Annotated in this window: 10 protein-coding genes; 4 read left to right on the top strand and 6 right to left on the bottom strand. The window is 71.3% G+C overall.

The window, feature by feature from the left end; genetic code table 11:
- Window positions 1-90 precede the first annotated feature (90 nt).
- Complete coding sequence (locus E1281_RS31605; RefSeq protein WP_131883376.1) at window positions 91-948, top strand: NUDIX domain-containing protein; 858 nt, start codon at window positions 91-93, stop codon at window positions 946-948.
- 14 nt (window positions 949-962) lie between these two features.
- On the opposite strand, the gene E1281_RS31600 is transcribed toward E1281_RS31605, so the two are convergent.
- From E1281_RS31600 to E1281_RS31590, 3 genes are all read right to left on the bottom strand, one after another.
- A complete protein-coding gene (locus E1281_RS31600) occupies window positions 963-1,370 on the bottom strand; it encodes an ACT domain-containing protein (protein WP_131883375.1) in 408 nt (135 codons plus the stop codon).
- A gap of 9 nt (window positions 1,371-1,379) precedes the next feature.
- The gene (gene glgB / locus E1281_RS31595; protein WP_131883374.1) at window positions 1,380-3,620 is read right to left on the bottom strand and encodes a 1,4-alpha-glucan branching protein GlgB; all 2,241 of its coding nucleotides are present in this window, start codon (window positions 3,618-3,620) and stop codon (window positions 1,380-1,382) included.
- A gap of 344 nt (window positions 3,621-3,964) precedes the next feature.
- Window positions 3,965-4,183, bottom strand: coding sequence for a hypothetical protein (locus tag E1281_RS31590; RefSeq protein WP_131883373.1), 219 nt, complete (start codon window positions 4,181-4,183; stop codon window positions 3,965-3,967).
- A gap of 236 nt (window positions 4,184-4,419) precedes the next feature.
- Here E1281_RS31590 and E1281_RS31585 point away from each other — a divergent pair, with 236 nt between their 5' ends.
- On the top strand, window positions 4,420-5,178 hold the full coding sequence (locus tag E1281_RS31585; protein ID WP_131883372.1) for a GntR family transcriptional regulator: 759 nt from the start codon (window positions 4,420-4,422) through the stop codon (window positions 5,176-5,178).
- Window positions 5,179-5,181: 3 nt separating this feature from the next.
- Here E1281_RS31585 and E1281_RS31580 read toward each other — a convergent pair whose 3' ends face one another.
- Entirely contained in the window at window positions 5,182-6,645 is a 1,464-nt protein-coding gene (locus E1281_RS31580; RefSeq protein WP_131883371.1) for an aminoglycoside phosphotransferase, read from the bottom strand.
- Between the two features lie 2 nt (window positions 6,646-6,647).
- Window positions 6,648-8,495 (bottom strand): maltose alpha-D-glucosyltransferase, encoded by a 1,848-nt coding sequence (treS, locus tag E1281_RS31575; RefSeq protein ID WP_243717632.1) that lies wholly within the window; start codon window positions 8,493-8,495, stop codon window positions 6,648-6,650.
- 565 nt (window positions 8,496-9,060) lie between these two features.
- On the opposite strand from treS, the gene E1281_RS31570 reads away from it, so the two are divergent.
- Both E1281_RS31570 and E1281_RS31565 read left to right on the top strand, forming a co-directional pair.
- Window positions 9,061-9,357 (top strand): hypothetical protein, encoded by a 297-nt coding sequence (locus tag E1281_RS31570; protein ID WP_131883370.1) that lies wholly within the window; start codon window positions 9,061-9,063, stop codon window positions 9,355-9,357.
- Window positions 9,358-9,360: 3 nt separating this feature from the next.
- Complete coding sequence (locus E1281_RS31565; RefSeq protein ID WP_131883369.1) at window positions 9,361-10,200, top strand: STAS domain-containing protein; 840 nt, start codon at window positions 9,361-9,363, stop codon at window positions 10,198-10,200.
- Window position 10,201: 1 nt separating this feature from the next.
- Here the strand turns inward: E1281_RS31565 and E1281_RS31560 are convergent.
- Window positions 10,202-10,490 (bottom strand): hypothetical protein (locus E1281_RS31560; protein ID WP_131883368.1); only part of this gene is annotated, 289 nt, incomplete at its 5' end.

The raw sequence follows: 10,490 nt of genomic DNA, 5'->3' as shown, positions 1-10,490 counted from the left end.
GGGGACGGTCGCAGGGGGCGTACCCAAACGACGCGTCAAACCGTACTTGGGTTCGCCGGGTGGGTTTCGTCCAGCGGCTATGGTCGTCGCATGGGAGACGGTGACGGCTGGGCCGACTGCGGGCTCGGGCACACGCACTGGGGGCGGTTCGGTGCGGCGGGCCTGCTGGCCTACCACCGCGATCCCGGCGGCCAGGTGTGGGTGCTGCTGCAGCAGCGCGCCTGGTGGGGGATCGGCGGCGGCACGTGGGGCATGTTCGGCGGCGCGCTGCACAGCCACGAGGACCCGGTGTCGGGCGCGCTCCGGGAGACGGCCGAGGAGTGCACGCTCGACACGGCGGCCGTGAACGTGCACGGCACGAGCGTCGAGGACCACGGCGGCTGGTCGTTCACGTCCGTCATAGGCTCGCTGCCGGAACTCACGGGCGTCGGTCCCGCGTCTCGGGAGACGCGCCGCGCGGAGTGGGTGCGCGCGGAGGAGGTCGTCGACCGCAAGCTGTTCGCGCCGTTCGCGCGGTCTTGGCCCCGGCTGCGGGACGCGATGAAGGGCGTCGTCCTCGTCGTGGACGCGGCGAACGTCGTGGGCTCGCGCGCGGACGGCTGGTGGAAGGACCGCGCCGGAGCGAACCTCCGGCTCCGCGACGACCTCAAGGCGCTGAACGCGGGCGTCGAGGGGCTGCCCGGCGAGTTCGTCCGGTTCGACCGCTGCTTCCCCGATGTCGTCCTGGTGGTGGAGGGGGCGGCGCGGAGCGTCGCCGACGAGCCGGCGAACGGCGTCGGAGTCGTGGCGGCGCCCGGCAGCGGCGACGACCAGATCGTGGACCTCGTCCAGGGCGCCGGGCCCGGCACGGCCCACCTGGTGGTCACCGCCGACCGGGAGCTGCGCAGGCGCTGCGAGGCGGCGGGTGCCGCCGTCATCGGCCCGCGCTGGCTCCTCGAACGCATCTGAGCCGCTTCGGTCCTTCAGACCTCCACGCGGTGGCCGGCGTCGCGGAGCGCCTCCGTCGCCTCCTTCAGCCGGTGTTCCGGGACGAGGACGAGGTCGGCGTGGTAGGTGGAGGCCACGAAGACGGGGATCGCGGCCTCGGCGAGCGGCCCCACGATCTCGGCGGGCGTTCCCGGCACGCGCAGGCCGTTGCCGGTCCCGCCGTAGAAGCCGGCCCAGCGTTCCGACCCCGCGAACGGCGGCGCGTCCCGGATCATCGTGAGCCCCTCGGGGGCGCGTACCAGCGCGATCCAGTCGTCGTCCTCCGGCAACGTCGCGTGGGGCAGATGCTCCACCGTGAACTGCCCGGGAACGACGTGCAGGCGCTGCGTCGCCCCCTTGTGGGGGGACGACCCCCCACGCCCGCCGGAAAAGCTGTCAGCCATCCCGCCAGACTATTCAGGCACGAGCCAGACCGCGCCCAAAGGCGGAACGCGCAGGACCGCCGAGGCGGGCAGGCCGTGGCAGGGCTCGGCGGTCGCCTCGACGCGGCCCAGGTTCCCGACGCCGCTGCCCCCGTACTCGAAGGCGTCGGTGTTGACGAGTTCCCGCCAGCCGCCCTCGCGGGGCAGGCCCAGCCGGTACTCCTCGTGCGGGTTCCCGGCGAAGTTGACGACGCACGCCAGCACCGGCGGCTCGCCGTCCTCCTCGCTGCCCTGGGCCCGTCCGTACCGGAGGTAGGACAGGGTGTTGCCGCCCGCGTCGTTGCCGTCGATCCAGCGGAAGCCCTCGTGGTCGCTGTCGCGCGTCCACAGCGCGGGCTCGGCCTGGTAGGCGAGGTTCAGCTCGCGGACGAGCCGCTGCAGCCCCAGGTGGTGGGCGCCCTCGGCGGCGTTCTCCAGCAGCCACCAGTCGAGCGGGCGCTCCTCCGCCCATTCGGCGCCCTGGCCGAACTCCTGCCCCATGAACAGCAGTTGCTTGCCGGGATGCGACCACATATAGGCGAGGAGGGCGCGCAGTCCGGCGAACTGCTGCCACGCGTCGCCCGGCATCTTGCTCAGCAGCGACCCCTTGCCGTGGACGACCTCGTCGTGCGACAGCGGCAGGACGTAGTTCTCGGAGAACGCGTACACCAGCGAGAACGTGATCTCGTTGTGGTGGTAGTGCCGGAACACGGGCTCGTGGCGCAGGTACTCCAGCGTGTCGTGCATCCAGCCCATGTTCCACTTGAACCCGAACCCGAGCCCGCCGAGGTGCGTGGGACGGGACACGCCCGGCCACGCCGTCGACTCCTCGGCGATCGTCACGACGCCCGGGTTGCGCTTGTAGACCGTCGCGTTCATCTCCTGGAGGAAGGCGATGGCCTCCAGGTTCTCGCGGCCGCCGTAGATGTTGGGCGTCCAGCCGCCCTCTTCCCGCGAGTAGTCCAGGTACAGCATCGAGGCGACGGCGTCCACGCGCAGCCCGTCGATGTGGAACTCCTCCAGCCAGAACGACGCGTTGGCCACCAGGAAGTTGCGGACTTCGGCGCGGCCGAAGTTGAACACGAGCGTCCCCCAGTCGGGGTGCTCGCCCCGCGCCGGGTCGTCGTGCTCGTACAGGGCGGTGCCGTCGAAGCGGGCCAGCGCCCATTCGTCCTTGGGGAAGTGGGCGGGCACCCAGTCCATGAGGACGCCGATGCCCGCCTGGTGGAGCTTGTCGACGAGGTGGCGGAAGTCGTCCGGGCTTCCGAAGCGTGAGGTCGGCGCGTAATAGGACGTCACCTGGTAGCCCCAGGAGGGGCCGTACGGGTGTTCGGCGACCGGCAGCAGTTCCACGTGCGTGAAACCCATGTCCCGGACGTACTCGGTCAGGTCTTCGGCCAGTTCCTTGTAGCCGAGCCCAGGACGCCACGACCCGAGATGCACCTCGTACACGCTCATCGGCTCGTGCAACCAGTCGTGCTCCTTGCGGCCGTCCATCCATTCGCCGTCGCCCCATTCATAGGACGAGGTATAGACGCGCGACGCCGTCGCAGGGGGACGTTCGGTGCACTGGGCCATCGGGTCGGCCTTGGTGCGCCACACGCCGTCCGCGCCGAGGATCTCGTACTTGTAGCACATGCCGTCGCCGACGCCCGGGATGAACAGCTCCCAGACGCCGGTGGAGCCGAGCGACCGCATCGGGTACGCGCGGCCGTCCCAGTGGTTGAAGTCGCCCACGACGCGCACGCCGCGCGCCGTCGGCGCCCACACCGAGAAGCCGGTCCCGTGCACGGTGCCGGACGCGGAGGCGTAGCTGCGGACCCCCGCGCCGAGCGCCCGCCACAGTTCCTCGTGCCGGCCCTCGCTGATCAGGTGCAGGTCGAGCTCGCCGAGCGTGGGCAGGTGCCGGTACGGGTCGTCCTGGAGCGTCTCGACGCCGTCCCCGTAGGTGACGGCGAGCCGGTAGTCGGGGACGGCGAGGGGCGCCTCCCGCTCGTCGTCGCCCGCCAGCGGCGTGCCGTCCGGCAGCGTCCCGGTGAAGAGGCCCTGATGGAAGTGGCGGAGGGGATGCCGGTCGCCGTTCGGCAGGACGACCTCGACCCGTTCGGCGAGCGGCCGCAGCGCCCGGATCGTCACGCCGTCCCGGCCGGGATGCGCCCCGAGGACTCCGTGCGGATCGTGATGGTCGCCGCCGACGAGCCGGTCGATCTCCGCGCGCGTCACCCGTGCCATGACCTCACGGCCTCCCGTCCCAGTGGCTTTACCCCAGTAGAGGTGCCCCGAGATCCGCGGCTCTCACGTCCCCCGCGCCGCTGATTTCCGGCGCTGGAAGGGGAAGGAGGGGGCGGGGGACGGAAGGCGACCGCACGGGCGGCACGACTTTCGTCGAGGGGTCGCGCCGGTTGTGCCGTCCGTGCGGTCACGTCTACCTGGCCCCAGGGGTTACATCGACCCCGCCGCCCTGGGCTCCACTCCTGTGTCACCTGAGCGACACAGGTACCTGCCGTACCGGAACGCCCCGGCCCGGTCCGCCCCCGCTCGCGGACCGGGCCGCGCCGTTCCCCAACGGAGTCCCGTCATGCGTCCCCGCGCTCCTCGCGCGTCTGCTCGCGCAGCAGCCGGCGCAGCCCCGCGGAGTCGTCGGCGGCCACCGTCATCGCGTATCCGGCCTGGAGCTGGGCGTCGCTGAGATCGCTGCTCCGGGTCGCGTACCAGCGTCCCGCGTCGCTCCGCCACACCTGCCAGCCCGGAAACTCCTCCTCGATGGCCGCCTTCAGATCATCGAAGTCGCCCATCAAGGTCGTCCTTTCCCCGAGGCCGCTCTTCTGTATACAAAAGTCTTACTCGGGCTGAGAGGTGTCAAGCTGTCCGTAAGCGGACCGTGCCCCCGCGGATAGCGCGCGGAAGGTATGGATGACAGGGAGGGTGGGGCAGGATCGAACGCCGCGTCGAACGCCGGGTCGAACGCGAGGACCGGAGCGGACGGCCGGCCGGGCCGGGCTGAGGGCCGGAGAAAGGGGAGGTGACGCCGGTGCCGGACCGTCCCGCCTACCTGCGCATCGCCGACACGCTGCGAGAGGGCATCCGGGACGGCAGCCTCCCGCCGGGAACCCGGCTGCCGACCATCGCGGAGCTGTGCGAGGCCCACGGCGTCTCCGAGATCGTCGTGCGGCAGGCCGTCGCGCTGCTACGCGGTGAGGGGCTGGTCGAGACCCGCCGCGGCGGCGGCACCCTCGTCCGCGTCCTTCCCCCCGCCCGCAGGGTCGCGATGGACCGCTACCGCGCGGTGACCGCGCCGATGGCGGTCCCCGAGACCACCTTCACCCGCGACCAGCGGATCACCTGGGAGGAGTACCGGCTCGACAGGGAGTTCACCCGCGTGCGGGCCGACGACGAGCTCGGCGCGCTGTTCGAGCTGCCGGCCGGCACCGAGCTGCTGCGCCGCCGGTTCGTCTTCTACGCCCGCGGCGAGCCGGAGCAGATCTCCGTCAACTACCTGCCGTGGGACCTCGTCGGCGACACGCCCGTGTCGGACCCGGCGCGCGAGCCGTGGCCCGGCGGGACGCTCGCGCAGCTGGCCTATCTCGGCCACCCGCCGACCCGCGTCGAGGAGGCCGTCCGCTCCCGCATGCCGACCCCCGAGGAGGCCGAGACGCTCCGCATGACCGGCGGGGTGCCGGTCCTCGCCATCAGGCGCCGGATGCTGTCGCGCACCGAGGTGATGGAGGTCTGCCGCGACATCGTCCTCCCCGCCGACCGAGTGGTCCTCGACTACGCCATCGACCTCTGACCTTCAACCTGGGGCCAGGCGGGCCAGGGAGCGCAGTGGGACGGGAAGCCAGGACGGGCGGTTGCGCGCCTCGTAGCGGATCTCGTACACCGCCTTGTCGAACTCGAACGCCCGCACCAGCGCCGCGTGCTCGGCCGGGTCGGGACCGCCCGCCGCCGCGTAGCCGGCGCAGAACGCCTCCCGGTTCCGCTCCGCCCAGGCGCGGGCCCGTGTCTCCAGCGCCTCGGCCGTGTCCGGGTGCAGGTCGCCGTCGCGCGCGAGGAGGAACCGGGCCGCGTACTCGAAGGAGCGCAGCATCCCGGCGACGTCCCGCAGCGGATGCGCGGGCGCGCGGCGCTCGGCGGGCGTGCGCGCGGGTTCGCCCTCGAAGTCCAGCAGGACCCAGCCCGCGTCGGTGCGCAGGACCTGGCCGAGGTGGTAGTCGCCGTGGACCCGCTGGACGGGCAGCGTCCGCGCCTCCGCGGCGACCTGGTCGAACACCGCGCGGATCGCGCGGGCGTGCGGGCGTATCTCCGGGACGGCGGCGCTGACCTGGTCGAGGTGCTCGTGCATCGCGAACACCGCCTCGCGAAGCTCCGCCGCCGGGGCCTGCGCGACCCCGAACGCGGCGGCGAGGTCGCGGTGCACCTGGGCGGTCGCCGCGCCGAGCCGCTCCGCCTCCGCGGCGAAGTCGCCGCCCGCGGCGCCGGCGTCGCGGGCGGTGGGAGCCGGCGCCGGGCCCGGCGCCGGGCCCGTCATCGGGAGCGCGGGCTGGGCGAACCAGTCGCGGACGCTGGTCAGGGCGAGCTGCCAGCCGTCGGTGGCGGTGCGCAGGAACTCCGAGAGCAGCGCCAGCGTGACGGGCTCGTCGCCGGTGCCGTCCCAGGCGATACCGGCGCCGGGCTCCAGTTCGATCCAGCCGTACACGGCCGGGATGTGGGCGCATCCCTCGCGGGAGAGGGCCAGGTTGACCTCGAGGTCCGGATTGATGCCGGGGGAGAGGCGGCGGAACAGCTTGCAGATGTAGGCGTCACCGAAGACCAGTGAGGTGTTGCTCTGCTCCACCCCGATGGGCACGCCCTCCAGGTCCGTGCGGATGCCGGTCCCGGGCGCGCGGCGGAAGCGCAGCGGCCCGACCAGCGTCTCGTTCGCCATGGACGTCAGCAGCGGGCCGGTGAGCTCCGGGTCGTACGCGGCGTCGTAGACGTGCCCGGCGATGCCGCGCCCCCCGGCCAGCCGTCCGATGAGGTGGCTCTCCAGGCGCTCGGGCAGGTCGCGGCGGACGCCGAGGAGCACCTGGTAGCGGTCGGTGGCGCCGTTCTGGCGGACGTCGAGGATGAGGTGGTGCAGGCCGGGGTCGCCGGTGCGCAGTTCGGTCGCGGTGCCGATGGAAAGCTCGTCGATGGGGCCGTCCTTGCCGCCGAACCACCGCTGCCGTGGCAGCCAGCCGGCCAGAAGCCGAACAAGCGAATGGTCAGGCGGCGCCATGGTCACATCACCCCTCCCCGCTCGCGCGCCTCGGGCGGTGGTGGTAACAGGAACCAGTAGAAGCCGTGCCCGGGAAGGGTCAGCAGGTAGGGCAGGTCGCCGATGGCCGGGAACTGGACGCCGCCCATGCACTCGATGGGAGCGGAGTCCCGGAAGCGCCGCAGGTCGAGTTCCACGGGCTGCGGGAAACGCGAAAGATTGTTCACGCAGAGAATGGTGTCCATGCCGCCCCACTGGTTGGTGTCGCCGTTTCCGATCTCGCGGGTGAAGGCGAGGACGGAGGGGTTGGAGGCGGAGAGTTCGACGTAGGATCCGACGCCGAAGACGGGGTGGCGTTGGCGGATCTCGATCATTTTGCGGGTCCAGTGCAGGAGTGATCCGGGGTTGTTGGCCTGGGCTTCGACGTTGACGGCCTGGTAGCCGTAGATGGGGTCCATGATGACGGGGAGGTAGAGGCGGGCGGGGTCGCATTTGGAGAAGCCGGCGTTGCGGTCGGGGGTCCATTGCATGGGGGTGCGGACGGCGTCGCGGTCGCCGAGCCAGATGTTGTCGCCCATGCCGATTTCGTCGCCGTAGTACAGGACGGGTGAGCCGGGGAGGGAGAGCAGGAGGGCGGTGAAGAGTTCGAGTTGGTTGCGGTCGTTGTCCAGGAGGGGTGCCAGGCGGCGGCGGATGCCGATGTTGGCTTTCATGCGGGGGTCTTTGGCGTATTCGGTGTACATGTAGTCGCGTTCTTCGTCGGTGACCATCTCCAGGGTGAGTTCGTCGTGGTTGCGGAGGAAGATGCCCCATTGGCAGGATTCGGGGATTTTTGGGGTTTGGGCCATGATCTCGGAGATGGGGTAGCGCTGTTCGCGGCGGACGGCCATGAAGATGCGGGGCATGACGGGGAAGTGGAAGGCCATGTGGCATTCGTCGCCGCCGGCGGCGGGGTCGCCGAAGTATTCGACGACGTCGGCGGGCCATTGGTTGGCTTCGGCGAGCAGGACGCGGTCGGGGTAGAGGCGGTCGACCTCGGCGCGGACGCGTTTGAGGTAGGTGTGGGTTTCGGGGAGGTTTTCGCAGTTGGTGCCTTCGCGGGCGTACAGGTAGGGGACGGCGTCCAGGCGGAATCCGTCGATGCCCAGGTCGAGCCAGAAGCGGAGGTTTTCCAGCATGGCGTCTTGGACGTCGGGGTTGTCGTAGTTGAGGTCGGGTTGGTGGGAGAAGAAGCGGTGCCAGTAGTACTGGCCGCGGACGGGGTCGTAGGTCCAGTTGGAGGATTCGGTGTCGATGAAGATGATGCGGGCGTCGGGGTAGCCGGTGTCGTCGTCGGCCCACATGTAGAAGTCGCCGAAGGGGCCGGTGGGGTCGGTGCGGGAGGCCTGGAACCAGGGGTGGGCGTCCGAGGTGTGGTTCATGACCAGGTCGGCGATGACGCGGATGCCGCGGGCGTGGGCTTGTTCGATGAGTTCGACGAAGTCGCCGAGTTCGCCGAAGTCGGGCAGGATGCGGGTGTACTCGGCGATGTCGTAGCCGCCGTCGCGTAGCGGTGACTGGTAGATGGGCAGCAGCCACAGGCAGTCCACGCCGAGCCATTGCAGGTGGTCGAGTCTGCTGATCAGGCCGCGCAGGTCGCCGTAGCCGTCGCCGTTGGAGTCGGCGAACCCGCGTACCGACACCTCGTAGAACACCGCCGTCTTGAACCAGTGCGGCGTCCGGGGGGTCTTCTCGCTGAACGGGTCGGGGAGCGCCCTGGTGGCGGGCGCCGCGGCGTCCGCGGGGCCGGTGAACGCGACGGCGGCCTCCGTCTCCGGCTCGGTGACCTGGTCGGAGGTGCTGGCGGTCGAGTTCTTCGGCTGGCCGTGCATGGGTCACCCCGGGTGTGTTGGAGACATCTAGATCAGCAATTCCCGCAGACCGCGCCGGGGGATGGTCACGACAGGCAACCATCCGTAAAAGATTCAGTACGGTCCGTGACCGTCGTCCCGGTTTCGGGGCGGCAGGCCCGCGCGGGCGGGCGGGACGCTCCCGTCCGCGGGGAAGATCCCGCCATGTCCGGCCCCGCCGGTACGGCCGCGCTCCGGGCTCGGAGGTCATCGGCCGGTAGCGGCCCGGCAGGGCCCGGGAAAACAGCGCAAAAATACGTCGATCGGCGGCCCGGTCACTGGCGCGCGGACTTCCGGGCACTTGCCGCACGACGATGGTGTCATGTCCGTGTTTTTAGCTTCGTCGCTTTTTCTGTCGCATGCCTCGGGTAGGTCATTTCCAAGCTCAGAACCTGCCGCGCAGTTGACGGCTGTGCAGTTGACGCCTGTTCAGTTCACGCCTGTGCGACCGATGACGGAGACGACGCGGCCGGCGGCAGGACGGTTGACCAATCCGGACGGAAAGACTTCGTCCAGAGCGATCGGAGGGACAGTGGAGCGGTGGGAGATGTCGCCATCGGTCGTACCGACGCGCGATGACCTCGTGGCGCGGCTGCGCGTTCGCTTCGCCGATGTTCCGGCGGAGAGCGTGCGCCGTTGCGTGGACGACCTGTGGTGCTGCTGCGCCCATCTCGGGGTGCGGCCCGAAGAACGGACCATCGAACGCCTCGCGGCGTCCCGGCTGACGGGCGTCGTGCGAGGAGGGCGCCCGCCGTATCCGGACGGGCGGCCCGCGTCGAGACCGCCGGGCTCCCGTGCCGCCGCCATGCGCCCCGCGGGCGCGACGACCCCGATCGGGATGTGACACATGAAGGACACGACCGTGCGGGGACTGAGCATGGAGACCCGGCAGGGGTTCATCGTGCTGAGGCTGCCCGCCCAGATCAGCTGGCAGAACTACGCGGGGATCAGGGAGGGGGTGAGCAAGGCGCTGACCCTCGCCTCCGCGGGCACGGCCCCGGCAGCGGGCCGCGGTGGAGTCGTCGTCGACTTCGGGGACGCGGTGCTCCTGGACGCCGCGGGACTGGTCCTGCTGGCCCGCGCGGAGACGCGGGCGCAGCTGCTCGGCTGCCCGCTGCGCGCCGTGGTGCCCGCCCTGTCCGCGCATGTGCGGCGGGCGCTACGGCTCACCGGCCTGAGCCGGCTCGTCCCGGTGTTCGCGGACGTCGCGTCCGCCACGACCGCGCCCGTCCTCGGCGATGAGGCGGGGAACGTGGACACCACCTACGTGCTGGACGCCATCCGGGCCCTGCACCCGGGCGACGCCGGGCTCACGCCCACGCCGCCCGCCCCGTCCGAGCTGATGATCACCACGACGGCGGCCGGGGACGGCGACCACACGGTCGTCCACCTGTCCGGGGTGCTCGACGACGTCACCGTGCCGCGGCTCGGCGACACGCTGACCAGGCTCGTCGAGGGCAACCTGCGGCACCTGATGGTGCGGATGCACGACCGGCTCGGCGTCCGCAGCGACCCGCTGCCGATCCTGCTCGGCATCCGCTGGCGCGTCGCCGCCGAGGGCGGCTGCCTGGCGCTGCCGGCACTGCCCGCCAAACTCCGCCGGATCATCGACCGCGAGGGGCTCGGCTCGGTCTTCACCGGCTGCCGCTCCATCGAGGACCGCGTGCTCCGTACCGGACCGGCCTGACTCAGCTCCCGTTCGAGCGGCGCCTTTCCGCAGCGGCCGCCCGCGGTGAACTCCGGCGCGACTTCGCAGCCGTCCCGTTCACCCGGGCGGCCCCGCCTTTTGCGGTGGTGCTTTTCCTGGCGCTCTTCCTCCCGGTGGCGGTATCCCCGGCCGAGCCGTTCTGTTCGAAGGTCAGGATGTGCGCGGGCTTGATGCGCGGGTCGAGGTACACGTAGTTGGACTGGTGCCAGGTGTAGGTGGCGCCGTCGAGTTGGTCGGTGACGGTGTGGGGTTGGTGGGGGTCGTCGGGG

Origin of the sequence: Actinomadura sp. KC345 (assembly GCF_004348515.1) — a bacterium.
Lineage (GTDB): Bacteria > Actinomycetota > Actinomycetes > Streptosporangiales > Streptosporangiaceae > Spirillospora.
This window is presented reverse-complemented; position numbering and strand designations above follow the sequence as displayed.

Excerpts from the sequence above, each read along its gene's own strand:
- E1281_RS31605 (WP_131883376.1), top strand. The coding sequence starts at position 91 with ATGGGAGACGGTGACGGCTGGGCCGACTGCGGGCTCGGGCACACGCAC.
- E1281_RS31600 (WP_131883375.1), bottom strand. The coding sequence starts at position 1,370 with ATGGCTGACAGCTTTTCCGGCGGGCGTGGGGGGTCGTCCCCCCACAAG.
- glgB (WP_131883374.1), bottom strand. The coding sequence starts at position 3,620 with ATGGCACGGGTGACGCGCGCGGAGATCGACCGGCTCGTCGGCGGCGAC.
- E1281_RS31590 (WP_131883373.1), bottom strand. The coding sequence starts at position 4,183 with ATGGGCGACTTCGATGATCTGAAGGCGGCCATCGAGGAGGAGTTTCCG.
- E1281_RS31580 (WP_131883371.1), bottom strand. The coding sequence starts at position 6,645 with ATGGCGCCGCCTGACCATTCGCTTGTTCGGCTTCTGGCCGGCTGGCTG.
- treS (WP_243717632.1), bottom strand. The coding sequence starts at position 8,495 with ATGCACGGCCAGCCGAAGAACTCGACCGCCAGCACCTCCGACCAGGTC.
- E1281_RS31570 (WP_131883370.1), top strand. The coding sequence starts at position 9,061 with ATGTCGCCATCGGTCGTACCGACGCGCGATGACCTCGTGGCGCGGCTG.
- E1281_RS31565 (WP_131883369.1), top strand. The coding sequence starts at position 9,361 with ATGAAGGACACGACCGTGCGGGGACTGAGCATGGAGACCCGGCAGGGG.